This window comes from Symbiobacterium terraclitae (assembly GCF_017874315.1).
GTDB lineage: Bacteria > Bacillota > Sulfobacillia > Symbiobacteriales > Symbiobacteriaceae > Symbiobacterium > Symbiobacterium terraclitae.
This window is the reverse complement of sequence record NZ_JAGGLG010000003.1, coordinates 1-24,771: the sequence shown is the minus strand read 5'-3', so window position 1 is coordinate 24,771 and position 24,771 is coordinate 1. Positions and strand designations below refer to the sequence as shown.

The following is a 24,771-nucleotide window of genomic DNA, read 5'->3' as shown; positions in this document are numbered from 1 at the left end:
GGACGATCAGGCCCTCGTCTCCAATCAGTGTACAGGTCAACGGCTGCGTTGAACAGCCACCCTTCGGACCATTTCACGATGCGTTCGCCGCGGCCCGATGTTAGTTTGGCTGCCCGGCGCTGTCAGGTAGTCACCCGGGTAGAGTGAGCGCCGGACCCGGTGGATCGGCTGACCACCCGGGCCCGGCGCAGCCGGAACGCCAGCTTAGGTCGTCTTCTTGTACGGCACGCCGTCGGCGGCCGGGGCGACCGAACGGCCCACGAAGCCTGCCAGGGCCAGCATGGTGAGCACGTACGGCGTCATGGCGAAGAACTGCGTCGGCACGTTCTCGATGCCGAAGATCTGGAACATCGTGCCCAGCGACTCGGAGGCGCCGAACAGCAGCGTGGCGCCCATGGCACCGAGCGGGTTCCAGTTGCCGAAGATCACCGCCGCCAGGGCAATGAAGCCCTTGCCGGCCGACATGCCGTGGACGAAGCGGGAGAGCAGGCCGATGGAGAGCGACGCACCGGCCAGGCCGCCGAAGACGCCCGAGAGGAGCACGCCGGCGTACCGCATCTTGTAGACGTTGATGCCGACGGTGTCGGCCGCCAGCGGGTGCTCGCCCACCGACCGGAGCCGCAGGCCCCAGGGGGTGCGGTACAGGGCGAACCAGGAGACGATGGCGAGGCCGAAGGCCAGGTAGACGAAGAGGCTCAGCCCGCCGACGTTGGGGATCGCGGCCACGCTGGGCGAACCGCCGGCCTGGCCCCAGATCCGGTTCAGCATGAACTCGGTGAAGCCCGTGGCCAGCAGGTTGATCGCCGTGCCGCTGACCACCTGGTCGGCGTGGTATTTGATCGAGGCCACCGCGTGCAGCCCGGCCATCAGCACGCCGACCAGGATGGCGCCCAGCAGGCCGACCCAGGCGTTCCCGCTGATGTAGGAGAAGAAGACCGCTCCCCAGGCGCCCGACAGCATGATGCCCTCCAGGGCGATGTTGACGACGCCCGACCGCTCCGAGAAGATGCCGCCCAGGGCAGCGAGGAGGAGGGGAGTGGCAGAGCGCAACGTGGCGATCAGCAGGGTGGAAAGGGCTACCCAGATCATGCGGTGGTCACCTCCTTCTTGACGCGGCGCTTCTTCAGGAAGGACCAGAGGCCTTCAGCCGCAACGAAGAAGATGACGGCGCCCTGCACGATCCAGACGACCGCCTTGGGCACGTCGGCCATGGCCTGCATCATCGGGCCGCTGCGGTCCAGCGCGCCGAAGAGCAGGGCCGCCAGCACCACGCCCACCGGGTGCAGCCGTCCGACCAGGGCGACGGCGATGCCGTCGAAGCCGTAGCCCACGAAGGCCGCGGTCTCGTTGAAGCGGTGGTTGATGCCCATCGTCTGCACCGCGCCGGCGAGGCCGGCGAGCGCACCGGAGATCGCCATGGCCAGGATGAGGCTCTTGGCCACCGAGATGCCGCCGTACTCGGCAGCGCCCGGCGAGAAGCCCACCGAGCGGATCTCGTAGCCCAGCGAGGTCTTGAACAGGATGATCCAGACCACGACCACCGCACCCAGGGCGACCCAGAGGCCGGTGTGCAGCCGGGAGCCCTCGATGAGCCCCTGCTGGAGCCAGGCGGTCTTCTGCAGGTCAAACGAGGCGGCACGGCTGTTATCCGGCCGCAGGTAGTACTTCAGCAGCCAGTCGGCCATGAAGAGGCCCACGTAGTTCAGCATGATCGAGTTGATGACCTCGTGTATGCCGCGCCACGCCTTGAGCACGCCGGAGATGCCCGCCCAGAGGGCACCGGCCAGCGCGCCGGCGGCCAGGGCGAGGATCGGGTGGAGCCAGGCCAGCCCCGGCGGGGGCGTCCAGAACACGCCGACCACGACCACGGCAATCTGGGCCATCAGGTACTGGCCCTCGACGCCGATGTTGAAGAGGCCGCACCGGTAGGCGAAGGCCACCGCCAGACCCGTGAAGATGAGAGGGATGGTTGAGACCAGCGTCTCGCCGAACATGCGGGGCTCGCCGGCCACGGCCCGGTAGAACGCCCGGGAGGCAGCCACCGGGTCCTTGCCCGCGATGATGATGGCCAGCATGCCCACCGCCAGGCCGACGATCGTGGCCAGCACGGGCACGGTGAGCGCCTCGAGGCCGTCCTTCAGCACCTGCTTCCAGCGGGAGTCGTTAGGCACCTGTGCCACCTCCCATCATGAGCAGGCCCAGTTGATCCTCGGTCGCCTCGTGGCCGGCCACCTCGGCCACGACCTGCCCCTTGTACATCACCAGAATCCGATCGGCCAGGTTCATGATCTCGTCCAGCTCAAGCGACACCAGAAGCACGGCCCGGCCCGCGTCCCGCTGTGCCACCAGGTTGCGGTGGATGAACTCGATCGCCCCGACGTCGAGGCCGCGGGTGGGCTGGACGGCGATCAGCAGATCGGGGTCGCGCAGGATCTCGCGCCCGACGATCACCTTCTGCTGGTTGCCGCCCGAGAGCGAGCGGGCCAGGTAGTCGTGGCGGGGCGGGCGCACGTCGAACTCGCCGATGATCTTCCTCGCCACCTCCACCATCCGCTGGTAGCTCATGAAGCCCCAGCGGGCGAAGGCGCTGTGGTTGCCCAGCGCGGCGTTCTCGGCCACCGTGAAGTTGAGCACGAGGCCGCGCTTCTGGCGGTCCTCCGGGACATGGCCGACGCCGGCCTCCCGGATGCGCCGCGGGCTCTGGCCGGTCACGTCCTTGCCGTTCACCAGCACCCGCCCGGCGGTGGGCTTGCGCAGCCCCGTCAGACAGGCGATCAGCTCCGACTGGCCGTTGCCGTCCACGCCGGCGATGCCGACGATCTCGCCGGCCCGCACATTGAAGGAGACGTCCCGCACGGCCGCCAGGCCTCGGTCGTTGTTGGCGTGGAGGTGCTCCACCTCCAGCACCACCCGCTTGGGCTCGGGCGGCTTCTTGTCCACCTTCAGGGTGACCTCGCGGCCGACCATCAGCCGGGCCAGCTCCTCCTCGCTCCGGCCGGCGGCATCCAGCGTGGCGATCTTCTTGCCCCGGCGGATGACCGTGACCCGGTCCGCGAGGTGGAGCACCTCCTTCAGCTTGTGGGTGATGATGATGATGGTGTGGCCCTCGGCGACCAGCCGCTTCATGATCTTGCCGAGCTCCTCGACCTCCTGGGGCGTGAGCACCGCCGTCGGCTCGTCGAGGATCAGCAGCTCGGCGCCGCGGTAGAGCGCCTTGAGGATCTCCACGCGCTGCTGCTGGCCCACCGAGATGGACTCAATCCGGTCATCCGGGTTCACTTCGAGGCCGAAGCGGCGGGAGAGCTCGTACACTTGCTGCCGCGCGGTCTGCATATCCAGGAAGTTGTTCTTCGCCGGCTCCTTGCCGAGGATGATGTTCTCGGCCACCGTGAAGACCGGGACCAGCATGAAGTGCTGGTGCACCATGCCGATGCCGAGGTCGATGGCCTGCCTGGGGCCCCGGATCTTGACCTCCTGCCCCTTCCAGAAGATGCGCCCCTCGTCCGGCGTGTACAGGCCGTAGAGGATGTTCATCAGGGTGGACTTACCGGCCCCGTTCTCACCGAGCAGGGCATGGATCTCACCTTGCCGGATCTCCAGGTCGATGTGGTCGTTTGCCACCAGCGACCCGAATCTCTTCGTAATTCCTTCGAGTCTCAGTAGCATGTCGGATAAAAAAGGGCGGGACCGGAGTCCCACCCTTTGTCCCCCTTTCTCTAGTCCTAGAGGGTCGGGGCGGTCCAGGCGTTCACAGCCTCCGGCGTGTCGGGTACAGTGACCTTGCCGTCCTTGATCGCCTGGGCCCACTTGTCGACCTCGGCCTGCAGCCCCTCGGGCAGCTTGTTCCACAGGGTGGACGGAGCGTAGCCCACGCCGTCCTCGGCCAGGCCCAGAACGACGTGCTGACCGGCCGGGAACTCGTCCTCGACGGCCATCTTGATGACCTCGTACACGGCCACGTCAACCCGCTTCATCATGGAGCTGATGACGTGCTCGGGGGCCAGGTAGTTCTGGTCGGAGTCGACGCCGATGGCGAACAGGTTCTTCTCCACGGCCGCCTCGATCACGCCCTGGCCGGTGCCACCGGCGGCGTGGAAGATGATGTCGGCGCCCTGGTTGTAGATGGCCAGCGCATCAGACTTGCCCTTGGCCGGGTCGACGAAGGAGTTGGAGTAGACCACGATCACCTCGACGTCGGGGTTCGCGGCCTTCACGCCAGCCCGGTAGCCCGCCTCGAAGCGGCCGATGACGGGGCTCTCCATGCCGCCCACGAAGCCGACCTTGCCGGTCTTGGTGGACTTGCCGGCGAGGAAGCCCATCAGGAAGGAGCCCTCGTGCTCCTTGAACGTGACCGAGGCCACGTTGGGCTGGTTGACGACCTCGTCGATGATGGCGAACTTCTGGTTGGGGTTGGCCTGAGCCATCTCGTCGAGCGCGGCCTGCATCATGAAGCCGATGCCCCAGACGAGGTCAGCGCCGCCGTCGATCAGGAGCTGGAAGTTGGTCGGGTAATCCTCCTGGCGCTTGGACTCGATGACGATCTTGTCGACACCGAGCTCCTCCTCGGCGCGCAGGATGCCGCGGTAAGCGGCGGCGTTGAAGGAGTCGTCGTTCAGGCCGCCCACGTCGGTGGCCATGCCGACGGTGAAGTCGACCTTCGCAGGCGTCTGCTCCTGCGGCTGCTGCGGCTGCTGCTGCTGCTGCTGCTGCTGCTGCGACGGAGTCTGGTTGCTAGGCGTTTGCGCAGGGGGCTGCTGCTTTGCGCCTCCGCAACCTGCCAGAAGCGACAGGGTCAGGGCCACAACGGCAACCTTGGCAAACCACTTGTGAGCCATTCTCGATACCTCCTAGACTAGTCTCGATGCGGAGAGACAATCGGCCCAGGCCAAATCATACCATGTTGAAAACTACATTTCCAGCGCAATACAGAGTGTGGAAAGAGTCCGGCGGGCAGGTCGCCACAGCAGGGAGAGGCCGCCTGTTTCCGAATCTCCTCCGGTAGATAGCTTCGCTGGTCGGGAGGGATTCTCCTATGCGAGCAACCACAATTTTCATTGGAGGACCGGTATATGCTGGCGTGGGCGGCTGGCGCCCCGCCGAGGCGCTGGCGGTGGCCGGAGACCGCATCCTGGAGGTCGGCACCCGCTCCGCTGTCTGGACGACCCGGGGCCCTGGGACGCGGGTGATCGACCTGGCCGGACGGGCCGTGGTGCCGGGGCTCGCCGACGCCCACCTGCACATCCTCGGCTACGCCCTCTCGCTGGACCAGCTCGCGCTGGCAGGACTGCCGTCGCTGCAGGCGATCTGCGACGCCGTCGCCGACGCCTCCGGCCGGCTCGCGCCCGGGGAGTGGATCACCGGGCGGGGCTGGGACCAGGATCAGCTCGCCGAACGGAGACTGCCCTCCAAAGAGGACCTGGATGCAGTATCCCCCGCGCACCCGGTTTGTCTGCACCGAAACTGCGGCCACATCGCCGTGGCCAACAGCGCCGCGCTGCGGCTGGCCGGAATCGACCGCGGCACGGCCGATCCGCCCGGAGGCCGGATCGACCGGGATCCGGTCAGCGGCGAGCCCACGGGAATCCTGCGGGAGAAGGCGGTCGACCTGGTCGCCCGGCTGATTCCCCCGCCCTCGGCTGCACGCCGGCGGGACGCGCTGGCCCGCGCCCTGCGCGAGGCCCTGCGCTACGGCCTCACGCAGCTGCAGACCGACGACTGCCGCTACGGCGGCGGCCTGGCCGAGACCGAGGCCCTCTTCCGGGGGCTGGTGGGTCCGGATGCGCTCCCGATCCGCATCACCCAGCTGATCCCGGCGGAGCAGCTGGAGGAGGCGGTGGAGCGGGGCGCCCGCACGGGATCCGGCGACCCGTGGTACCGGTACGGCCCCGTCAAGATCTTCGCCGACGGCTCGCTGGGCGGCCGCACCGCCGCCCTGCTGGAGCCCTACGCAGACGATCCCTCGACCCGCGGCATCCACATCCACGAGCGGGAGGCCTTCATCGAGCTGGTCGCCCGTGCGCACCGGCAGGGCTGCCAGGTGGGCTGCCACGCCATCGGCGACGGCGCGGCCGCGCTCTTCCTCGAGGCGGTGGCGGAGACCCAGCGGCGCCATCCCCGTGCGGACGCCCGCCACCGCATGATCCACTGCCAGGTGCTCTCCGAGCCGCTCATGGCGCAGATGGCGGCGCTGGGCGTGGTGGGCGACATCCAGCCCGTCTTTCTGCGGAACGACGGGCACTGGTTCGTCGACCGGGTCGGGCCCGTGCGCGCCGCCACGTCCTACGCCTGGCGCGCCATGCTGCAGCGCGGCATCCCGCTCTGCGGCGGCTCCGACTGCCCCATCGAGCCGCTCAACCCGTGGTTCGGCGTTTACTGCGCCGTCAACCGGCAGGACCTGAGCGGCTATCCCGAGGGCGGGTGGCAGCCCGGGCAGCGGCTGACGGTGGCCGAGGCGCTGGACCTCTACACCGCCGGCGCAGCCTACGCCAACTTCGAGGAGTCGTTCCGGGGCCGCCTCGCCCCTGGCATGGCCGCCGACCTGGCGGTGCTGGACCGGGATCCGTTCCGCTGCGACCCGGCCGAGCTGAAACAGATTCGCTCGACCTTCACGATGGTGGGCGGGATCGTCGCGTACGAGGAGTGACGGAAAAGAGGCGCAGGCTCCAGCGCACAGCAAGGTTGGCGCGGGGCCTGCGCCTTCCGCGTCTACTTCATGGTCTCGGCCAGGTGGTGCCAGAAGCGGTACAGGGCCCGCATGCCGGTGTCGAAGTTCTCGAGGTGGAAGTGCTCGTTCGGGGCGTGGAAGTTCTCCTCCTCGAGGCCGAAGCCCATCAGCACGCACGGCGTACCCAGCACCCGCCCGAAGGTGCCCACGACCGGGATCGAGCCGCCGGTGCGGATGAAGCGGGCCTCGGCGCCATAGGCCTCTGAGAGGGCCTGCATCGCAGCCCGGATGGCCGGGTGATCGATCGGGGTCATCGCGGCCGGGGCGCCGCCCATGCGGCGGATCTCCAGCTTGACGCCGGGCGGGCAGTTGGCCTTCAGGTGCGCCTCGATCGCGTCGAGCACCCGCTCCGGATCCTGGTCGGGCACGAGCCGGCAGGTGATCTTCGCGCCGGCCCGGGCCGGGATGACGGTCTTGGTGCCCTCGCCCTGGAATCCGCCGAAGATGCCGTTGATCTCCAGCGTCGGCCGGGCCCAGAGCCGCTCCAGCGCCGTGAAGCCCGGCTCGCCGGGCAGCGCGCTCACGCCGAGGTCGGCCATGAGCGCCTCCTCGCTGAACCCGAGGGCGCTGAAGGCGTCGCGCTCCTCCTGGGAGAGCGGCCGGACCTGTTCGTAGAAGCCGGCCACGGCGATGCCGCCGTCCGGGCGGTGCAGCGTGGCCAGGAGGCGCACCAGCGCCTGCGCCGCGTTGGGCGCCGCGCCGCCGAAGGCGCCGGAGTGCAGGTCGCCCTTGGCGCCGGTCACGTGGACCTCCAGGGCGGCGAGGCCCCGCAGGGCGTAGGTCAGCGACGGCACGCCCCTGGCGTAGAGCGCGGTGTCGGAGATGACGACCACGTCCGCCTTGAGCAGATCGCGGTGCTCGGCGATGAACCGCTCCAGGTTCTCCGAGCCGACCTCTTCCTCGCCCTCGATGAGCAGCTTCAGGTTGACGGGCAGGCGCCCTTCCTCCGCCAGCATCGCCTCGATGACCTTCAGGTGCATGAACACCTGCCCCTTGTCGTCGCTGGCGCCCCGGGCGTAGAGCTTGCCGTCGCGGATCTCGGGCTCGAACGGCGGCGTGACCCAGAGGTCCAGCGGATCCACGGGCTGGACGTCGTAGTGCCCGTAGATCAGCGCGGTCGGCCCCCCGGGGTTGTCCGCCCGCTCGGCGTAGACCACCGGATTCCCGCCCGTCTCCATGATCTCCACCCGGGTCAGGCCGATCCGGCGCATCTCCGCGGCCAGCCACTCGGCGGTGCGCCGCATGTCCGGCTTGTGCTCGGAGAGCGCGGAGATCGACGGAATCCGGAGCAGGTCCATCAACTGGCTCAGGTGTTCATCCCGATGTTCTTTCAGGTAGGCGTCGCCATCGCGCACTTCCCTCACGCTCCTGTCTGCAAGTCGTGACCCTGTGATTCTTCCACCAGCAAGTACCAGATCCTTCTTTTTCGCACCGGCCACGCCCGGCCGCACACCAATGCCGAACACCATTGACCTTCCCGTCGTCTATCTAATGGCTGGGGAACCTGACAAGCAGTCCGGTGTGTGAAGGTAGACAGAGGGGGTGACCTGACATAGAGAATCACCGCACGACACCGCCTTGCACGGATCGGACTGGCTTCGTGGCCGCCCTGCTCTGCGGCTTGCTTCTCCTCACGGGCTGCGGCTCGGTGCTCTCCCGGACGAAGACGGCCGAGACACCGCCGGCCCCGTCCACGCTGGTCTACACGACGCCCGGCGACGCCTCGGTGCTGCTGCCCACGCTGACAGTGGACACCGCCTCCAGCTTCGTCACGGACTTCATCTACGACGGCCTGGCCGTGTACGACGACCAGCTGAACCCGCACCCGGCCCTCGCCGAGTCGTGGGAGGTCGAGGACGACCGCATCTACACGTTCAAGATCCGCCAGGGCGTCACGTTTCACGACGGGGCGCCGCTCACCGCCGACGACGTCCGCTTCACCTTCCTCACCATCGCTCACCCCGACTACCAGGGGGTCCGCTTCGGCGACTTCACCGCCGTCAAGGGGTGGGGTGAGCTGGCGCGAGCCTACGCCGCGGCAGACGCCGCCGTGGAAGAGGGTCGCCTGACGGAGGCCGAGAGCCGGCAGCAGAAGCTGGAGGCCTACGAGCACTTCGTGCAGACCGGCGGCCTGCAGGTGCCGGATCCGTACACCTTCCGGGTCGAGGCCGAGTACCCGTTCGCGCCGCTCTTCACCCGGCTGACCGGCTACGGCATCATGCCCCGCCACCTGCTGGAGCCGCACATCTCAGACCTGGCCGGGTCGCCCTACGCGACCCGCCCCGTGGGGACGGGGGCCATGCGCCTCGTGGAGTGGAAGAAGAACGAGCGCATCGTGCTGGAGCGGAACCCGGACTGGCACTACTCCCTGACGGGCCGGGGCGGGCAGATCGACCGGCTGATCATCCAGGTGGTGCCCGGCCAGAAGGCCGCCGTGGCGGCGCTGGAGCGCGGGGAGACCGACGTGGCGGACATCCCGCCGGAGATGGTCGCACACTTCCGCGCCAACGTCCCGGACGTGACCCTCCACGAGTACGCCACCTTCGCCTATACCTTCCTCGGGTACAACCTGAGCCATCCGATCTACTCCGACATCCGGGTCCGGCGGGCGATCACGCACGCCCTGGACCGCAAGGCGATGATCGACCAGCTGCTGGCCGGCCACGGGCAGGTGGCGCACAGCCACGCCTCGCCGGCCCGGTGGGACTACAACCCCGACCTGCAGGCCGTCAGCTACGACCCCGCGGCGGCGGCGCAGTTGCTGGATCAGGCCGGATGGCTTCTCGGGCCCGACGGGCTCCGCTACCGGGACGGGCAGCCGTTCGTCATGAACCTCGCCGTCAACGTGGAGAGCCAGCTGCGCGGGCAGACGGCCCTGTTCATCCAGGAAGCCCTGCGGGCCGTGGGCATCCAGGTGGAGATTCACGCCATGGGGTGGGACGACTTCCTGGCACACATCTCCAGCGACGCCAAGGAGACCTACCTCCTGGGCTGGAGCCTCGGCTTCGACCCCGACCCGCACTCGATTTTCCATTCCGAGGGCGGCTTCCACCCGATCACCGGGTACTCCGATCCCGACTGTGACCGCCTGATCGAGGAAGGGCGGGCCACCACCGACCAGGCCCGCCGCAAGCAGATCTACGGCCGGCTGCAGGCGCATCTGGCCGAGCAGCAGGTCTACACCTGGCTCTTCGCCCAGGACTCCGTCGTGGGCGTGAGCAACCGGGTCCAGGGCGTGCGCCACGGCTCGCCCCGGGGACTGTTCTGGAACTGGGAGGAGTGGTCCGTTAATCCGGCGCCGAAGGGCGCAGAATAGGAGCGTGAAACCGGGAGCCGACGGCTCGGGCAGGAGGGTGATCCATTCGCATGCACGACGGAACGACGCATGTGGAGACCCCTCCTGACCGCCCGCTCCCGGATTCTGCCTCCGCCGGCGCCGACGGGGCGCCCGACCGCGCTGACGCTGCGTCGGGCGCCAGTCACGGTGCTTCATCCGTGGCCGCCGACCTGCCCGGCCGCGCCGACAGGCCCGGCCGCACCGATCGGGCCGGTCGCGCCGACCGGCCTGGCCGCGCCGAGTTGGAGGGCACCCTCGCCGAACTGGTTGAGCGGCTGTCCGTGGCGCTGGAGCGGTCCAATGTGCTGGACTACACGATCCTGCTCCAGCATCCCTGGCGCATGATGTGGATCAACTTCCTGAGCGGCGCCGCCCGCGGTCTGGGCATCGGCATCGGGTTCACGGTGCTCACCGCGGTCCTGCTTTATATCCTGCGCGGTCTCATGGTGGCCAATCTGCCGGTGATCGGCGACCTCATCGCTACCATCGTCCGGCTGGTCGAGCAGCAGCTGCGTCCCTAAGTAACATCGACATAACGCGGGCAGACTACCCCCGAGAGGGGGCAGAAACCGCATGGAAATCGAGGCGTTGAGGCAGGCGCTCCTGGAGGAGCGGGAGGCTTACCAGCGCCAACTGGAGATGATCGAGGAGACCGGCCTGGGCACCTCGCAGGGCGACCAGCTGCAGGAAGACAGCACGGTGGACAACCACCCGGCCGACCTCGGCACCGAGACCTTCGAGCGGTCCAAGGACCTGGGGCTGCGCAGCAACGCACTGCGCCGCCTGCGGGAGATCGACATCGCCCTGGAGCGCATGGAGTCCGGCACCTACGGCATCTGCGAGGAGTGCGGTGGGCCCATCGCGCCGGAGCGGCTGGAGGCGTTCCCCAGCGCAACCACGTGCATCGAGTGTCAACAGCGGCGCGAGGCCCTGCCCGACCGGTTCCACCGGCCGATCGAGGAGCAGGTGACCAGCCCGCCCTTCGGCAGGACCTTCCGCGACAGTTCGGGCGACCCTGGCTACGACGGCGAGGACGCCTGGCAGGAGGTCGCACAGTACGGCACGTCGGAGACGCCGCAGGACGTACCCGGCGCCGTCTCGTACCAGGACATGTACAACTCTGACGAAGACGTCTACGGCATCGTCGAGCCGACCGACGCCCTGATCGATGAGGACGGCGAACCGCTGCAGCGTGAGGACCGGGACTGGGACGGGGGAACCGTGCAGTACAGCGCGGGCCTGGACGACACCCTCTACGGCCCGGATGACATGGGCGGCGACTACGACTGGGACCCGGGCCTGTACTTCCAGGGCGTGCTGCCCGAGAGGCAGTTCCGGCGCGGGAAGTTCCCCGGTCGGCGCCCGGGCCGCCCGTGAAGTTAGCACTGACTGGCCAGAGCCGCACCTGTCGGGGTGATTGGCCCTGGCCTTGTCGCGTCTGCGGGTTGCGATGCCCTGGCGAGGGTGGACACCCGGGGGAGGGCGAGTCGACCGCCTTGCGGTCTGTTCTGGCCCACTGTTGATGGAGCGGGGGCCAGGAGCGACTGGGATGCGGTGAGGCTCGTGCGGTCATGGATGGCGGGTGGCACCCGGGCGAGGACAGCCGGCAGACATCCGCTCTGTTCTGGCTGACTGTTGATGCACCAGGAGGGGTTGCGCCTGCATGGGCGGTGCCCGCTTCGGGCCAGGCTTCCCCGGCCCACGGCATCAACAGCCAGTGGGAACGGACCCTACGGCGCGGGGAGGACAGGGAGCCTTCTCCCTGTCGTCCCGTCGCTCCCCCCGGACCAGAGGCGTCCCCTCAGCGGCGGGGGTCGCCGGACGGCATCAACAGCGAAGTAGAACAGACCCAATGGGGCGGGCGAGGCAGGGGCTCGCCCTCGGGGTCGGCCCTGCGTCGTCTCACCCCGCCTGCGCCCCGCAGCTGGCGGCCGAGAGGTGGGGGCCGCCGGAGGGTATCAACAGTGAAGCAGAACAGACCCTATGGGTCGGGCGGCAGGGGCTCGCCACCGCCGCAGGCCCCATCAACGAGCCGCTGCAGGGGTCCCCGGGCCCGGCGGCAAATGGTATCCCCAGGAGGTGTCCTCGATGGCCCAGCAGATTCAGTTCAAGCGGATCTACGACCCCCAGACTCCGGACGACGGGCTGCGCGTGCTCTGCACCGCCATGTGGCCGCGGGGCGTGAAGAAGACTGCGGTGGACCGCTGGTATCGGGAACTGGGTGCGCCGCGCGACATCATCCGCCCCTACCTGGATGGCCAGGTGAGCTGGGAGGAGTTCCGGCAGAGGGTCTGGGAGTCCCTCCACACGCCGGAGGCACAGAAGGCGCTGGCTGAACTGGCGGAGGAGGTCCGGCAGGGGCGGACGGTGACCCTGTTGACGAGCGTGCGCGACGCGGTGAAGACGCACCTCGAGATCATCGCAGACGCGTTGCAGGCGCACCTGTAGGGCAGCCGCCGTGCCCCAGGCCCCGCATCCGCATCGGGCCCGCAGGCGCCTTGGCGCCCCCACCCAGCCTGTGGTAGACTGGGACAGGTGAAATGGGGGGCTGTCGAACTTGCAAAGTGTTCTCATTGCAGTGGCCGCAGTGGTGCTGGACCAGCTGACGAAGTGGCTGGTGGCGACCCGCATGACCGAGCTCGCGGAGATCTCGGTCATTCCCGGCTTCTTTTCCCTGCAGTACGTGCACAATACGGGTGCGGCCTTTGGCATGCTCAAGAACGGGCGCTGGTTCTTTGTCGCCGTGGCGGCTGCGGCCGTGGTGGGCATCCTCTACTACCTCCGACAGCCTGAGGCCCGCCACCCGCTGGTCCGCCTCTCGCTGGGGCTGATCATGGGCGGCGCCGTGGGGAACATGATCGACCGCATCGTCACCGGGCGAGTGGTGGACTTCCTCCTGTTCTACTGGCGAGACTACTACTTTCCGAACTTTAATGTAGCGGACATCTGCGTGACGGTGGGGGTAGGACTCCTGTTCCTCCACCTGCTGCTGACGGAGAGGGAGAGCAGGGCGTGAGGGAGATTCGGATCGTCGCAGAGGAGAGCCACGGCCGCCTCGACGCCTTCCTCGCCGGGCGGGAGGAGCTGGGGCTCTCCCGCTCTCGTATCAAGGGTCTGATCGAGGAGGGGCACGTCACCCTGAACGGGGTGGTGCCGAAGGCGAAGCAGTCGGTGGAGCCCGGGGACGAGATCGTGGTCGCGATCCCCGATCCGGAGCCTGTGGACCTGGAGCCCGAGGACATCCCTTTGGATATCGTCTACGAGGACGAGGACCTGCTGGTCATCAACAAGCAGCGGGGGCTGGTCGTCCACCCGGCCGCGGGCCACTGGAGGGGAACGCTCGTCCATGCCGTGCTCGACAAGGTGGAGGACTTGGAAGGAATCGGCGGGGAGCTGCGCCCCGGCATCGTCCACCGGCTGGACAAGGACACGACCGGACTGCTGGTGGTCGCCAAGACCGAGCGGGCGATGGCGAGCCTGCAGGATCAGATCCGGGAGCACACGGCCCGGCGTATCTACTGGGCGCTGGTCCACGGCAACAGCATGCCGGATGCCGGGCGGATCGAGGCGCCCATCGGGCGGCATCCGACGGACCGCAAGCGGATGGCGGTCAACACCAAGACCGGGCGGGAGGCCATCACCCGCTTCCGGGTGCTGGAGCGGTACCGGGGGTACGCGCTGCTCGAGTGCCAGCTGGAGACCGGCCGGACGCACCAGATCCGCGTCCATCTCTCCTTCATCGGCCACCCGGTGGTCTCCGACCCGCTCTACGGCACCCGGAAGCCGCACCTGGGCATGCCGCCCCAGGCCCTGCACGCCCGGCAGCTGGGTTTCCGGCACCCCGCCACGGGCGAGTGGATGGAGTTCACGGCCGAGCCGCCGGCCGACATGATGGCGGTCATCCAGAGACTGCGGGAGGAGGCATGACGCCGTGGCCCGGAACTTCGCCGACCGGCTGTGCGCAGCCGTGAAGCTGCGCCGCTCCCACGCCGTGGTGGGGCTCGACCCCGTGCTGCCCAGGCTTCCCGAGTTCATCAAGCGGGAGGCCGCTGCGCAGTACGGCAAGACCGCCCGGGGCGCCGCGGCGGCCATCCTGGCCTTCAACCGCCTGGTCATCGACGCGGTGGCCGACCAGGTCGCCCTGGTGAAGCCGCAGTCCGCATTCTACGAACTCTATGGCGAGCACGGCGTGGCGGCCTTCTGGGAGACGGTGCGCTACGCCCGCAGCAAGGGCCTGCTCACCATCGCCGACGCGAAGCGGGGCGACATCGGCTCCACCGCGGAGGGCTACGCCTCGGCCTTCTTCGGCCACCCGAGCCCGCTGGAGACCTGGGAGGAGCCCGACCAGTGGGCCGACTCGCTCACCGTCAACCCCTACCTGGGCAGCGACGGGCTGGTGCCGTTCGTGCGGCGGGCCGAGGCCCGGGGGACCGGGCTGTTCATCCTGGTGAAGACCTCCAACCCCTCCTCGGGGGAGCTGCAGGACCAGCCGCTGCTCTCCGGCGAGACGGTAGCCCAGCAGGTGGCCAAGCTGGTGGACTCGCTGGGGTCCCGGCTGGTGGGGCAGGCGGGTTACTCCGCCGTCGGGGCGGTGGTCGGCGCGACCTACCCCGAGGACCTGAAGCGCTACCGGGCGGAGATGCCCCGGGCAATCCTGCTGGTGCCGGGCTACGGCGCGCAGGGCGGCACGGCGGATGACGTGGTCGGCGCCTTCAATCTGGACGGGCTGGGGGCGGTGATCAACGCGTCCCGGTCGATCATCTACGCCTATCCGGGCACCGACCCGTCACCGCAGGAGGCCGCGGCCGCCATCGCCGGGGCGGTGGCGGCCATGAACCGGGACATCAACGGCGCCCTCCAGGCGGCGGGCAAGCTGGCGTGGTGAGCTGCGACAACACGGACGGGCGGCGCCCCCTCTGTTGTGGGGGCGCCGCCAATGCGCGCGACTCGGCCTTCACATGGAGTTGGGTCACCGTGCTGCCTGGCTAGATCGTTGAGATGTTTGTCAAGGGCGAATACCCCGAGGACTACTTCCAGGCTTTCAGAGAGACGGGGCTGCTGGGCGTGGCGATCCCCGAGGAGTACGGCGGTGCGGGCCTCGGGTGCCTCGGCCTGGTCCTGGCGGTGGAGGAGGTAGCCAAGCACTGCTGCGCGGCGGGCCTGATGCTTCTCCTGACCCGCCTGAGCACCATGGCGATTTCCCTCGCGGGGACCGAGGCGCAGAAGCAGGAGTACCTGCGGGGCACGGCGACCGGTCGGCGGAGAGGGTCGTTCTGCCTCTCGGAGCCCGACGCCGGCTCCGATACGCAGTCCATCCGGACGCGGGCGGAGCGGAGGGGCGACCGCTACGTCATCAACGGCACCAAGAGCTGGATCAGCGGGGCCGGCGTGGCGGACTTCTTCATCGTGGCCGCCAAGACCCGGACCGACGTCCCCGGGGCACGGGGCTTCTCGGTCTTCGTGGTCGACCGCGACACCCCCGGTGTCACGGTGGGCAAGAAGGAGCAGAAGATGGGCGTGCGGGGGATCCCCGTGCACCAGGTCATCTTCGAGGATGTCGTGGTTCCGGCGAGCTGCCTCCTGGGGCAGGAGAATGAGGGCTTCAAGCTGATCATGCAGAACCTGAACGCCGTGCGGCCGGTGGTGGCGGCGCGGGGTGTCGGCCTCGCCGAGGGCGCCCTGATGTACTGGGTGGAGTTCGCCCGGAGCCGCCACACCTTCGGCAGGCCGATCATCGAACACCAGGGGCTGCAGTGGATGGCGGCCGATCTGGCAGCGGAGATCGAGGCCTGTCGCCTGCTCACCTACCGGGCCGCGAGCCTGGTCGACCAGGGGAAGGTGGGGCGGGAGGCGGCCCACTTCCTCTCCATGGCCAAGCTCAGGGCCACCGAACTGGCCGTGAGGGCGAGCAACGACTGCCTGCAGATGATGGGCGCCGTGGGCTACATGGAGGAGTACCCGATGGCCCGCTTCGTCCGGGATGCCCGGCAGCTCACGATCGTGGAGGGGACCAGTCAGATCCAGAAGGGGATCATCGGAAGGGCCCTGGCCGACGGCCTCCTTGCATGGTAAGCGCGACCAGCCGGCGGGTCGAACCCCGCCGAAAGGTTACGTCTGCAATGGCCCTTGACCTTGCGCACCCCAGATGATAACGTGGGCACAGGACATGCTACTTTAACCCAGTCCCGTGAGGCTGGTAAGGAGCAGGAATACTGCAACCGCAGGTCCCCGGCGCCGACTCTCCGTGCGCGCCGGCGAACTCCGGGTCAGACGACCTCCTTGCCGCCATCGGGCAAGGAGCTTTTTCGTGCCCACGAGGAGGTGGCTTCCATGAACGAGCCCAAGGCGCTTCTGATGGACGCGACGCAGATGAACCGGGCCCTGTCCCGCATCGCCCACGAGATCATCGAGCGGAACAAGGGCACCGAGCATGTGGCCCTGGTCGGCATCCGCCGGAGGGGCATCCCCCTGGCCCAGCGGCTGGCGGCCCGGCTGAAGGAGTTCGAGGGACGCGACGTGCCCGTCGGCAGCCTGGACATCACCCTCTACCGGGACGACCTGACCGAGCTGGCCGCCCTGCCGGTGGTCCACAAGAGCGAGGTCAACTTCAAGCTCCCGGGCACCGTGGTGGTGCTGGTGGACGACGTGCTCTACACCGGCCGCACGGCCCGTGCCGCGCTGGACGCCCTGCTGGACATCGGCCGGCCCGCCGCGATCCAGCTGGCCGTCCTGGTCGACCGGGGTCACCGCGAGCTGCCGATCCGGGCAGACTACGTCGGCAAGAACGTACCTACGTCCCGCCGGGAGCGGGTGGAGGTGCACATGACCGAGGTGGACGGCGAGGACTTCGTCGCCCTCTACGACATCGAGTAAGGCCCACCGCCCGCTGCCTGGCGTTCCGCCCTGCGCCCAGAAGGAGGATGAACATGGCCGGACTTGCGCGCAAGGATATCCTGGGCCTGCAGGAGATGACCGTCGAGGAGATCGACCTGATCCTGGACACGGCAGAGGCCTTGAAGGACCTGGCAACCCGTCCCATCAAGAAGGTGCCCACCCTGCGGGGCAAGGCGATCGTCACCCTGTTCTACGAGAACTCCACCCGCACGGCCCGGTCGTTCGAACTGGCAGCCAAGTACCTGGGGGCGGACGTGATCAACGTCTCGGCAGCTACCAGCTCCGTTCAGAAGGGCGAGACCCTGAAGGACACCGCCCGCAACCTGGAGGCGATGGGGATCGATGCGGTGGTCGTCCGCCACTCGATGGGCGGGGCGCCCCACCTCCTGGCCCGGGCCCTCAGGGCGTCGGTCATCAACGCCGGCGACGGCCTGCACGAGCACCCGACCCAAGGGCTCCTGGACATGCTGACGATCCGGCAGCGGAAGGGCGGCTTCAAGGGGCTGAAGGTGGCCATCGTCGGCGACTCGTACCACAGCCGGGTCGCCCGGTCCAACATCTACGGGCTCTCCAAGTACGGGGCGGAGATCTGGCTGGCGGGCCCGTCCACCCTGCTGGCCCGCGGCTTCGAGGCGTACGGCGTCCGCACCACCACACGTGTGGAGGAGGCGCTGGAGGGGGCCGACGTGGTCAACGTCCTCAGGCTGCAGCTGGAACGGCAGGAGAAGGGGCTCTTCCCCACCGTGGCCGAGTACCACAAGTTCTGGGGCGTGACCGAGGCGCGGCTGCGGCTGGCCAAGCCCGACGCGCTGCTGATGCACCCCGGCCCCATGAACCGGGGCGTCGAGATCTCCACGGCTGTGGCCGACGGCGCCCAGTCCGTGATCACCGAGCAGGTCACCAACGGCGTGGCGGTCCGCATGGCCCTGCTCTATCTCCTGCTGGGAGGGGGTGAACCGGCATGAGCACCCTGCTGATCCGGAACGGCCGGCTCCTGGACCCCGCGAGCCGCGTCGACCGCGTGGCGGACCTGCTGGTCGTGGGCGGGCGGATCCGGGCCATCGGGACGGACCTGCCGGCCCCGGAGGGCGCCGCGGTCATCGACGCTACCGGCAAGGTGGTGGCGCCTGGCTTCATCGACGTCCACGTGCACCTGCGCGTCCCGGGCCAGGAGTACAAGGAGGACATGCGCACCGGCACCGCGGCCGCGGTGCGCGGCGGGTTCGTCGGCGTCGTCTGCATGCCCAACACCCGCCCGGTGGTGGACAGCGCCCCGCTGGTCTCGTATCTGGTGGACCTGGCCGCCCGGGAGGGGCTCTGCCGGGTCTGGCCGACCGGTGCGATCACCAAGGGCTCCAAGGGCGAGGAGCTGGCCGAGATCGGCGAGATGTACGAGGCCGGCGCCTGCGCCATCACGGACGACGGCCGCCCCGTCGACCGGGCGGAGACCATGCGCCAGGCGATGATCTACGCCAGCCAGTTCGACCTGCCCGTCATGGACCACTGCGAGGACAAGTCGCTCTCGGGCAGCGGCTGCATGCACGAGGGGCGGGTCTCCTCCGCGCTGGGCCTGAAGGGGATCCCCTCCGCCTCCGAGGAGGTCCACGTCGCCCGCAACATCCTGCTGGCGCTGGAGACCGGCGCCCGGGTCCACATCCAGCACCTCTCCAGCCGCCGCTCCGTGGACCTGGTCCGCTGGGGCAAGGCCCTCGGCGCCCGGGTGACGGCGGAGGCGACGCCGCACCACTTTACCCTCACCGACCAGGCCGTGGCCGACATGGCCTACTCCACCAACACCAAGATGAACCCGCCCCTGCGGGAGGAGGCGGACCGGCAGGCGATCCTGGAGGGCATCGCCGACGGCACCATCGACGTGATCGCCACCGACCACGCCCCGCACCACATCGACGAGAAGGACGTGGAGTACCCGCTGGCGGCCTTCGGCATCACGGGACTCGAGACGGCGGTGGGCCTCGCCCTCGACCGCCTGGTGCGGCCGGGCGTGATCAGCCTGGAGCAGTTGATCCTCCTCATGTCCACCCGTCCCGCGCAGCTGATCAGGCGGACCCCGCCCGCCCTGACCGAGGGGGCCGAGGCGGACATCACGATCCTGGACCTCGACCGCACCTGGACCGTGCGGGCCGAGGAGATGGCTTCGAAGTCCAAGAACTCGCCGTTCATCGGCTGGACCCTCACCGGCGCGCCCCACGCCACGGTCGTCGGCGGCCGGCTGCGGATGCTCGAGATGAAGGTGATCGCCGAATGAGGCCGCCCGAGCAAGTGGCGCTCCGGCAGGCCCGGGTGCGGGCGGCGTGGGTGATGGAGCAGGCGCGCGTCCTCGCCCACGACGGGGACGGCGAGATCTACAAGCTCACCCTCGCCGCCCCCGAGGTGGCGCGACGGGCGACTGCGGGGCAGTTCGTGGAGATCCACCCCGTGGCGCGCCACCCGGGCGGGACACCCGCCATCGACCCGCTGCTGCGCCGGCCGCTCTCGCTCTGCGAGATCCGGCCCGAGGCCGGGGAGGTCAGCCTGATCTACCGGGTCGTGGGCCGCGGCACCCGCGCCCTGGCTGCGCTCCAGCCGGGCGACACCGTCGACCTGTTGGGGCCGCTCGGCCACTCGTTCCCCGCCCCGGCCGCCGGACGGGGACGGCTGCTGCTGATCGGCGGCGGGCTCGGCATCCCGCCGATGGCGGCCGCCGCCCGCTGGGCTGTGCAGGCCGGGCGTCCCGCGCTGGCCATCCTCGGTGCCCGCAGCGCCCGGTACCTGGCCGGTGCTCGGGAGGTCGCGGCAACCGGTGTCGAGGTGATCACCGTGACCGACGATGGCTCTGCGGGGCAGCGGGGCCTCGTCACGGATGTACTGGACAGACTGTTGGTCGGTACCGATCGGGTTGGCGGCCGCGGGGCGGGGGTTGACACCACCCACGCCGGCGAGGTCTGGGCGTGCGGCCCGGAGCCGATGCTGGTGGCCGTGAAGGAGCGCTGCGCTGCCGCCGGCGTGCCCTGCTTCGTGTCGGTGGAGCGGTTCATGGCCTGCGGCTTCGGCGCCTGCCTTGGCTGCACGGTGCCCAGGGCCGGCGGCGGCTACCTGAAGACGTGCCAGGATGGCCCCGTCTTCCCGGCGGAGGAGGTGGTGCTCGGTGGGTTCTGACCTTGCTCCTGACATGCGCGTTGAGCTCTTCGGCAGGACCTTCAAGACGCCCGTCTGGCCCGCCTCCGGATGCTTCGGCTACGGCCGCGAGTTCGCCGGCGTCCTCGACCTCGCCGACCTCGGTGCCATCTGCGTGAAGGGCACGTCCTCCGAGCCCTGGGCCGGCAACCCCGGGACCCGGGTAGTCGAGACCCCCGGCGGGATGCTGAACGCCATCGGGCTGCAGAACCCCGGTGTCGACCACTTCCTGACCGTCGACTGGCCCTGGCTGCAGGAGCAGGGGGCCACGGTGATCGTCAACATCGTGGGTCGGACCGTCGAGGAGTACGTCGACGTGGCGCGCCGCCTCGAGGGGTCGGGCGTCGCCGCCCTCGAGCTGAACATCTCCTGCCCCAACGTCAAGGAGGGCGGGATGGCCTTCGGCACCACGTGCCGGGGCGCCGCGGAGGTGACCGCGGCCGTGCGCCGGGCTACCACCCTGCCGCTGATCGTGAAGCTGTCGCCCAACGTGACGGACATCGTCGAGATCGCACGCGCCGTGGAGGGCGCCGGCGCGGACGGGCTCTCCGTGATCAACACCCTATTGGGCATGTCCATCGACATCCGCCGGCGCCGCCCGCACCTGGGCAACGTGTTCGGCGGACTCTCGGGCCCGGCCGTCAAGCCGATCGCCCTGCGGATGGTCTGGCAGGTCGCCGGTGCGGTGCAGATCCCCGTGATCGGCATCGGCGGCATCATGACCGGCGAGGACGCCGTCGAGTTCCTGATGGCCGGCGCATCCGCCGTACAGGTGGGCACCGCCTGCTTCGTCAACCCCCGTGCGCCGCTCACCGTTGCCGAGGAGATGGCCCGGTTCATGGCCGATCACGGCTACCGGCGCGTCGCCGACCTCATCGGCGCCGCCAGACCGAAAGGCGAGGCCGGAGCGAGGGGCAACGCTGGAGCGAGGGGCAACGCTGGAGCGAGGGGCAACGCTGGAGCGAGGGGCAACGCTGGAGCGAGGGGCGGCGCCGGCCCGGGAGCGGGCGCTACCGGCCCGGGAGGGGTCACCAACGGTCCAGCAGTGGGGGGCGCCTCAGCGGGCAGCGGTTCCCACCGGGGCTCGGGTCATCCGTCCGCTGCACCGGCGGCGCGGCGCCCGTCGGGCGAGGCGGCGGAGAGCCTGCGGCAGTTCCTGAAGGACGCCGACCGCGCCTAGCCGCCCGTACAAAGGAGGGTCAAGCATGTCCCGGAACCTGGACGCAGACGCCGTGCTCGATCTGCTGCGGCAAACGGGCACCCTTCAGGAGGGCCACTTCCGCCTGACTTCGGGCCGACACTCCGACCGGTTCTTCCTGATGCCCCATACGTTCCAGTACCCCGAAGCGACCGAGCGGCTGTGCGCAGGGCTGGCGGCCCTGTTCGCCGCCGACGAGGTGGAGACGGTAGCGGGACCGGCCACGGGCGGGATCATCTTGGCCTACGAGGTCGCCCGCCAGCTGGGGCGTCTGACGGGCGGCCACGTGCGGGCCGTCTTCACCGAGAAGACCGAGGACGGCGGGATGGCCCTGAAGCGCCAGTGGAGCCTGCGGCCGGGCGAGCGCGTCCTCATGGTCGAGGACGCCGTCACCACCGGCGGATCGGTCAGCAAGGCGATTGCCGCACTCCGACCGTACGGGCCGACGCTGGTGGGCGTGGGCTGCATCGTCGACCGCTCGGGCGGACAGGTCGATTTCGGCGTGCCGCTGCGGTCGCTTGTCCGGGTCGATGTGGCGTCCTGGGCGCCCGAGGAGTGCCCGCTCTGCCGGGAGGGCATCCCGCTGGTGAAGCCCAAGGACCAGGTTAGCACTCGAGGGTGACGAGTGCTAAAATCCCCTTGAATCTCCCTCATGGCGCAGGTAAAATTGGATCGTCATGATCATATCGGATGGGGGGGAGACCGGTATGCCGATCTACGAGTTCAAGTGCAGCGAGTGCAGCCATGTCTTTGAGGAACTGGTGCCGCTGAACACCACTGGCGAGGCGCAGAAGTGCCCGAAGTGCGGTCATGTAGGCGCCCGGCGTCTAGTCTCCGCCTTCGCTGCCCATGGGCTGGAGAACGGCCACATCGCCGTGGGTCAGAAGTTCACGGGGAAGAGCAAGAAGTCGGAGTCCGAGTCGTCCAGCGAGAGCACCAGCAAGTCTGCATAAGTGGCCAGATCGGGGGACCGGTGTTCGCCGGTCTCTCTTGCTGTTCGAATTCGCGGAGTGATATCATGCTGGCAGGGAGGGGACAGCGAATGCGGCGTATCAAGTACAAGGATGAGGAGTACCTGGTCCACACCCGCTCCGGCATGAGGCTGCTCGACGCCCTGGTGGAGCAGGGCATCCCGATCACGTGCGACTGCGACGGCAAGTCGCACACCACCGAGCAGTGCCTGGTGCAGTGGCCGAAGGACACTGCCCACCTCTTGACGGAGCCCACGCCTTTCGAGGAGCAGCAGCTGGGCGAACGCCTCGCGAAGGGCAGCCGGCTCGCCTGCCAGGCTCTTTTCAAGTGATCCATATCGGTAGGTCATCTGGGCGCCGACAGTCCGTCGGCGCCTTGTTCGTTATCGAGGTTCGGGCTGACGTCCAACTCGAGGCGCGGGCCGGCTCGCACCGTGTTCGGGGCGCGGACCGGGCTGGCGCAGAACCTTCCCCGGTCGCAACCCGGGCCGGGTACCCCCGTTCCGCCGCATACGGTCTGTTCTGGCTCACTGTTGACGCAGGGGCCGGCGGGAATCGGGCGCCGGGGGCGGGAGCAGAAGCAGAAGCAGAAGCAGGCACGGGGGACCGCACCCCGTCGCGTCTGACTGTCAGGCGAGCCCTGGTACCCCCTCGTGCCCGTGCCCTAGCACTCGGTTCCGCCGTATACGGTCTGTTCTAGCCCACTGTTGATGGGGGAGGGGCGGCGGGAATCAGGCGCCGGGGGCGGGGACAGGCACGGGGGACCACACCCCGTCGCGCCTGTCTGTCAGGCTAGCCCTGGTACCCCCTCTTGGCCGTGCCCTAGCACTTGGTTCCGCCGCATACGGTCTGTTCTGGCTCACTGTTGATGGGGGAGGGCCGGCGGGGATCAGGCACCGGGAGCGGGGCCAGCAACGGGGGGCTGCGCCCCGATGCCGTGTCTGACCGTCATGCGAGCCCACGCACCTCCTCTTGCCGATTGCCCTGGTACTCGCTTCCGCCGCCCGGTCTGATCTAGCTCACCGCTGATCGAGAGTGGTACGGGCGAGACCGATGCGGCACCGGATCAGGCAGCAAAATCACCCACTCGGGTGATCAGGTGGGTCTAGACACACGAACAGATGTGCGGTAAACTGGATGTGGCATCCAGTGATGAGAGGAGGTGCCATCATGCCGGCAGTGGCGACGCTGCAGCACGATCTGAGTGCACCTCCTCATGGCGATCACACCGACCTCATGCGGGTGTCGGACGGAGCGCGGGAAGACTGGGCTCCTCGCCCGGCTGAACGGGAATCCTGCCCACGGTGCCAGAGCTCACGGGTGGTGAGGAACGGCACCTTCCGTCTGGCGTCAGGCGACCGGGTGCAGCGGTACCTGTGCCAGTCGTGCCGTCGCACCTTCAGCCCGCTCACGGGCAAGCCAGCCTACCGGCTGCGGAAGCTCCCAGAATGGAACGCCATGGTGCAGCTTCTGAGGGAGAGCCTGTCCTTACGCCGAACGGCCTCGCTGCTCAAGATCAGCGTGTCGACAGCTTTTCACTGGCGTCACCGCGCGCTGGCTGCGCTCACGCGGAAGGCCAGACGGCTGGGCGGCGCGGTGTCGGTGTCCATGTGCCTTGTGAAGTACTCAGAGAAGGGGAGCCGGGTCTGTAACGGCCCCGGCAGCTGGGGCTACTGGAACATCCTCCGACACGGGCCGCATGCGGATGAACGGGTCCGGCCACCTGTACCGGGAGGAGCACGGCGGCGGTTCCGGCTGCTCATCGATGGGCGGCCCGTTGGCGTGATGGCGGCCCAGTCCGGGCAGACATACGAGCTTGCGATCGTCGGGCAAGGGAGGATCAGCCCCGAGTACCTTGCCAAGGGCCTTGCGCAGCTCGTGGAGCGGGGGTCGCATGTCTACGCATTCGGCTGGCCCGAACTGCGAGGGGCGTGCGAGATTCTGGACCTGACGCACCACAACGGCTACGCAGCCATGGCGAACCAGCGGCAACAGCGAGCTATCAGGCCTGCCGACGCCCGGTGGCCTCATCCTGACGCGACTCCAATCCGGTGCCCTGTCCTACCGGACTACTGGCTGCGGCGATTCCGGGGCGTGGCAACCCGCTACCTCGCCCATTATCTGGCCTGGTTCCGTGACATCGTGCCGCCTGCACCGCATTGGCCTGTTGCAGCCCTTGCTGCGCACCGGGTGGGTCATGGCCGAGCCGCATCGTGAGCGTTACAGCAGTTTTCAGGCGCGGTCAGGCAGGTGAGGCAGGGACCTCTGGTGTGCCCCTGGTGAGTGAGGCGAGAGCTTCGGGCTTGCCCCTGGCGACGGAGGCGGGAGCGTCCTCCAGCGCGCTCAGGTAAGTGAGGCAGGGACCTCTGGCGCGCCCCGGAGAGTGAGGCGGGGGCTTCGGGCTTGCCCCTGTCGACGGAGGCCTGAGCATCCTCCAGCGCCCCCAGGTAAGTAGGGCTGGGGCCTCTGGCGC

Annotated in this window: 23 protein-coding genes; 18 read left to right on the top strand and 5 right to left on the bottom strand. The window is 69.0% G+C overall.

Annotation, left to right across the window (positions count from 1 at the left end; genetic code table 11):
• Positions 1-204: 204 nt before the first annotated feature.
• The 4 genes from J2Z79_RS02520 to J2Z79_RS02505 all read right to left on the bottom strand — a co-directional run bounded on the left by J2Z79_RS02520 (position 205) and on the right by J2Z79_RS02505 (position 4,835).
• The gene (locus J2Z79_RS02520; protein ID WP_209465287.1) at positions 205-1,089 is read right to left on the bottom strand and encodes an ABC transporter permease; all 885 of its coding nucleotides are present in this window, start codon (positions 1,087-1,089) and stop codon (positions 205-207) included.
• Positions 1,086-2,171 carry an ABC transporter permease gene (locus tag J2Z79_RS02515; RefSeq protein ID WP_209465286.1) on the bottom strand — a complete coding sequence of 362 codons (1,086 nt, stop codon included), beginning with the start codon at positions 2,169-2,171 and terminating at the stop codon, positions 1,086-1,088. The genes J2Z79_RS02520 and J2Z79_RS02515 overlap by 4 nt, the downstream gene beginning before the upstream one ends.
• Positions 2,164-3,621 (bottom strand): ABC transporter ATP-binding protein, encoded by a 1,458-nt coding sequence (locus tag J2Z79_RS02510; protein ID WP_342589400.1) that lies wholly within the window; start codon positions 3,619-3,621, stop codon positions 2,164-2,166. Before J2Z79_RS02510 ends, J2Z79_RS02515 begins: the two co-directional genes overlap by 8 nt.
• A gap of 101 nt (positions 3,622-3,722) precedes the next feature.
• On the bottom strand, positions 3,723-4,835 hold the full coding sequence (locus tag J2Z79_RS02505) for a BMP family lipoprotein (RefSeq protein WP_209465285.1): 1,113 nt from the start codon (positions 4,833-4,835) through the stop codon (positions 3,723-3,725).
• 197 nt (positions 4,836-5,032) lie between these two features.
• Between J2Z79_RS02505 and J2Z79_RS02500 the strand changes: the two genes are divergently transcribed.
• Entirely contained in the window at positions 5,033-6,643 is a 1,611-nt protein-coding gene (locus tag J2Z79_RS02500) for an amidohydrolase (RefSeq protein WP_209465284.1), read from the top strand.
• Between the two features lie 62 nt (positions 6,644-6,705).
• Here J2Z79_RS02500 and J2Z79_RS02495 read toward each other — a convergent pair whose 3' ends face one another.
• A complete protein-coding gene (locus J2Z79_RS02495) occupies positions 6,706-8,079 on the bottom strand; it encodes a dipeptidase (RefSeq protein WP_209465283.1) in 1,374 nt (457 codons plus the stop codon).
• Positions 8,080-8,324: 245 nt separating this feature from the next.
• Here J2Z79_RS02495 and J2Z79_RS02490 point away from each other — a divergent pair, with 245 nt between their 5' ends.
• The 17 genes from J2Z79_RS02490 to J2Z79_RS02410 all read left to right on the top strand — a co-directional run bounded on the left by J2Z79_RS02490 (position 8,325) and on the right by J2Z79_RS02410 (position 24,515).
• Complete coding sequence (locus tag J2Z79_RS02490) at positions 8,325-10,040, top strand: peptide-binding protein (protein ID WP_209465282.1); 1,716 nt, start codon at positions 8,325-8,327, stop codon at positions 10,038-10,040.
• A 50-nt stretch (positions 10,041-10,090) separates the two neighbouring features.
• Entirely contained in the window at positions 10,091-10,582 is a 492-nt protein-coding gene (locus J2Z79_RS18230) for a DUF5665 domain-containing protein (RefSeq protein ID WP_245301976.1), read from the top strand.
• A 52-nt stretch (positions 10,583-10,634) separates the two neighbouring features.
• The gene (locus J2Z79_RS02480) at positions 10,635-11,438 is read left to right on the top strand and encodes a yteA family sporulation protein (protein WP_209465281.1); all 804 of its coding nucleotides are present in this window, start codon (positions 10,635-10,637) and stop codon (positions 11,436-11,438) included.
• Between the two features lie 711 nt (positions 11,439-12,149).
• The gene (locus tag J2Z79_RS02475) at positions 12,150-12,509 is read left to right on the top strand and encodes a DUF488 domain-containing protein (RefSeq protein WP_209465280.1); all 360 of its coding nucleotides are present in this window, start codon (positions 12,150-12,152) and stop codon (positions 12,507-12,509) included.
• A 109-nt stretch (positions 12,510-12,618) separates the two neighbouring features.
• The gene (lspA, locus tag J2Z79_RS02470) at positions 12,619-13,077 is read left to right on the top strand and encodes a signal peptidase II (RefSeq protein WP_209465279.1); all 459 of its coding nucleotides are present in this window, start codon (positions 12,619-12,621) and stop codon (positions 13,075-13,077) included.
• Positions 13,074-13,988 carry an RluA family pseudouridine synthase gene (locus tag J2Z79_RS02465; protein ID WP_209465278.1) on the top strand — a complete coding sequence of 305 codons (915 nt, stop codon included), beginning with the start codon at positions 13,074-13,076 and terminating at the stop codon, positions 13,986-13,988. The genes lspA and J2Z79_RS02465 overlap by 4 nt, the downstream gene beginning before the upstream one ends.
• A gap of 4 nt (positions 13,989-13,992) precedes the next feature.
• Positions 13,993-14,946 (top strand): orotidine-5'-phosphate decarboxylase, encoded by a 954-nt coding sequence (gene pyrF, locus J2Z79_RS02460; RefSeq protein WP_209465277.1) that lies wholly within the window; start codon positions 13,993-13,995, stop codon positions 14,944-14,946.
• A 113-nt stretch (positions 14,947-15,059) separates the two neighbouring features.
• Positions 15,060-16,133 carry an acyl-CoA dehydrogenase family protein gene (locus J2Z79_RS02455; RefSeq protein ID WP_245301975.1) on the top strand — a complete coding sequence of 358 codons (1,074 nt, stop codon included), beginning with the start codon at positions 15,060-15,062 and terminating at the stop codon, positions 16,131-16,133.
• Between the two features lie 258 nt (positions 16,134-16,391).
• On the top strand, positions 16,392-16,934 hold the full coding sequence (gene pyrR, locus J2Z79_RS02450) for a bifunctional pyr operon transcriptional regulator/uracil phosphoribosyltransferase PyrR (RefSeq protein ID WP_209465276.1): 543 nt from the start codon (positions 16,392-16,394) through the stop codon (positions 16,932-16,934).
• Positions 16,935-16,987: 53 nt separating this feature from the next.
• The gene (locus tag J2Z79_RS02445; protein ID WP_209465275.1) at positions 16,988-17,920 is read left to right on the top strand and encodes an aspartate carbamoyltransferase catalytic subunit; all 933 of its coding nucleotides are present in this window, start codon (positions 16,988-16,990) and stop codon (positions 17,918-17,920) included.
• Complete coding sequence (locus J2Z79_RS02440) at positions 17,917-19,221, top strand: dihydroorotase (protein ID WP_209465274.1); 1,305 nt, start codon at positions 17,917-17,919, stop codon at positions 19,219-19,221. The genes J2Z79_RS02445 and J2Z79_RS02440 overlap by 4 nt, the downstream gene beginning before the upstream one ends.
• The gene (locus tag J2Z79_RS02435) at positions 19,218-20,111 is read left to right on the top strand and encodes a dihydroorotate dehydrogenase electron transfer subunit (RefSeq protein ID WP_209465273.1); all 894 of its coding nucleotides are present in this window, start codon (positions 19,218-19,220) and stop codon (positions 20,109-20,111) included. Before J2Z79_RS02440 ends, J2Z79_RS02435 begins: the two co-directional genes overlap by 4 nt.
• Positions 20,101-21,309 carry a dihydroorotate dehydrogenase gene (locus tag J2Z79_RS02430; protein WP_425353529.1) on the top strand — a complete coding sequence of 403 codons (1,209 nt, stop codon included), beginning with the start codon at positions 20,101-20,103 and terminating at the stop codon, positions 21,307-21,309. The genes J2Z79_RS02435 and J2Z79_RS02430 overlap by 11 nt, the downstream gene beginning before the upstream one ends.
• Positions 21,310-21,334: 25 nt before the next feature.
• Positions 21,335-21,949, top strand: a complete 615-nt coding sequence (gene pyrE, locus J2Z79_RS02425; RefSeq protein WP_245301973.1) for an orotate phosphoribosyltransferase — start codon at positions 21,335-21,337, stop codon at positions 21,947-21,949.
• Positions 21,950-22,034: 85 nt separating this feature from the next.
• The gene (locus J2Z79_RS02420) at positions 22,035-22,280 is read left to right on the top strand and encodes an FmdB family zinc ribbon protein (protein WP_209465272.1); all 246 of its coding nucleotides are present in this window, start codon (positions 22,035-22,037) and stop codon (positions 22,278-22,280) included.
• Positions 22,281-22,369: 89 nt separating this feature from the next.
• Positions 22,370-22,630, top strand: a complete 261-nt coding sequence (locus J2Z79_RS02415) for a hypothetical protein (protein WP_209465271.1) — start codon at positions 22,370-22,372, stop codon at positions 22,628-22,630.
• An 838-nt stretch (positions 22,631-23,468) separates the two neighbouring features.
• Entirely contained in the window at positions 23,469-24,515 is a 1,047-nt protein-coding gene (locus tag J2Z79_RS02410; protein ID WP_209465270.1) for an IS1/IS1595 family N-terminal zinc-binding domain-containing protein, read from the top strand.
• Positions 24,516-24,771: the final 256 nt, after the last annotated feature.

Bases quoted from the DNA above. Each gene is read 5' to 3' on its own strand.
- J2Z79_RS02480 (WP_209465281.1), top strand. From the start codon at position 10,635: ATGGAAATCGAGGCGTTGAGGCAGGCGCTCCTGGAGGAGCGGGAGGCT.
- J2Z79_RS02440 (WP_209465274.1), top strand. From the start codon at position 17,917: ATGAGCACCCTGCTGATCCGGAACGGCCGGCTCCTGGACCCCGCGAGC.
- J2Z79_RS02500 (WP_209465284.1), top strand. From the start codon at position 5,033: ATGCGAGCAACCACAATTTTCATTGGAGGACCGGTATATGCTGGCGTG.
- J2Z79_RS02420 (WP_209465272.1), top strand. From the start codon at position 22,035: ATGCCGATCTACGAGTTCAAGTGCAGCGAGTGCAGCCATGTCTTTGAG.
- J2Z79_RS02505 (WP_209465285.1), bottom strand. From the start codon at position 4,835: ATGGCTCACAAGTGGTTTGCCAAGGTTGCCGTTGTGGCCCTGACCCTG.
- J2Z79_RS02520 (WP_209465287.1), bottom strand. From the start codon at position 1,089: ATGATCTGGGTAGCCCTTTCCACCCTGCTGATCGCCACGTTGCGCTCT.
- J2Z79_RS02455 (WP_245301975.1), top strand. From the start codon at position 15,060: ATGTTTGTCAAGGGCGAATACCCCGAGGACTACTTCCAGGCTTTCAGA.
- pyrE (WP_245301973.1), top strand. From the start codon at position 21,335: ATGTCCCGGAACCTGGACGCAGACGCCGTGCTCGATCTGCTGCGGCAA.
- J2Z79_RS18230 (WP_245301976.1), top strand. From the start codon at position 10,091: ATGCACGACGGAACGACGCATGTGGAGACCCCTCCTGACCGCCCGCTC.
- J2Z79_RS02415 (WP_209465271.1), top strand. From the start codon at position 22,370: ATGCGGCGTATCAAGTACAAGGATGAGGAGTACCTGGTCCACACCCGC.
- J2Z79_RS02475 (WP_209465280.1), top strand. From the start codon at position 12,150: ATGGCCCAGCAGATTCAGTTCAAGCGGATCTACGACCCCCAGACTCCG.
- J2Z79_RS02410 (WP_209465270.1), top strand. From the start codon at position 23,469: ATGCCGGCAGTGGCGACGCTGCAGCACGATCTGAGTGCACCTCCTCAT.
- pyrR (WP_209465276.1), top strand. From the start codon at position 16,392: ATGAACGAGCCCAAGGCGCTTCTGATGGACGCGACGCAGATGAACCGG.
- J2Z79_RS02445 (WP_209465275.1), top strand. From the start codon at position 16,988: ATGGCCGGACTTGCGCGCAAGGATATCCTGGGCCTGCAGGAGATGACC.
- J2Z79_RS02435 (WP_209465273.1), top strand. From the start codon at position 19,218: ATGAGGCCGCCCGAGCAAGTGGCGCTCCGGCAGGCCCGGGTGCGGGCG.